Origin of the sequence: Pseudomonas tremae (assembly GCF_001401155.1) — a bacterium.
Taxonomy (GTDB): domain Bacteria; phylum Pseudomonadota; class Gammaproteobacteria; order Pseudomonadales; family Pseudomonadaceae; genus Aquipseudomonas; species Aquipseudomonas tremae.
In genome coordinates this window covers 1-518 of record NZ_LJRO01000197.1, presented here as the reverse complement: position 1 = coordinate 518, position 518 = coordinate 1, and the positions used below count along the sequence as shown (strand labels likewise).

Annotated in this window: 1 pseudogene; it reads right to left on the bottom strand. The window is 60.4% G+C overall.

Annotated elements, in window-relative coordinates:
- Window positions 1-518 (bottom strand): annotated as a pseudogene (locus ALO43_RS14035) (type IV secretion protein Rhs); the annotation flags it as partial.

The window sequence follows — 518 nt, the reverse complement described above, 5'->3', positions numbered from 1 at the left end:
TCGTATGCGTAGTCCTGACGCGCATCGTCGTTGAGTTTGGCCAGCAGGCGCCCAATCGGGTCGCGCTCCAGATGGGTGCTACGGCGTGGCTGTTCGCCTTTCTCGCCGTAGCCGATTTCCTCGACCTGTGTCAGGTGCCCGCCAAGGTTGTAGCTGAAACGGCGGGTGAGGTTGTCGATACGCTTTTCTTCGACCAGGCGGTCTGCGTTGTCGTAGGCAAAGCGGTAGGTCGCATCGTTTTCGTTGGTCAGGGCGACAAGGCGTATGGCCTTGTCGTATTCGTAGGTGATGGTCTGGCCTTTGGCATCCTGTCGCCATTTGGGCAGGCCACGGTCGTTGCGCAGCAGTTGGGTGGTCTGGCCCTTGCCATCGGTGTGCGTCAGGACCTGGCCCAGTTCGTTGTAGGTAAAAGTCTCGCTGGTGCCGTCCGGGTGGTTGATACGCAGCACTTCGCCGTCGGGTTTGCGTTCCAGCGTGGTGGTGTTGTTCAGGGCATCAGTGACGGCCACCAGGTGGTG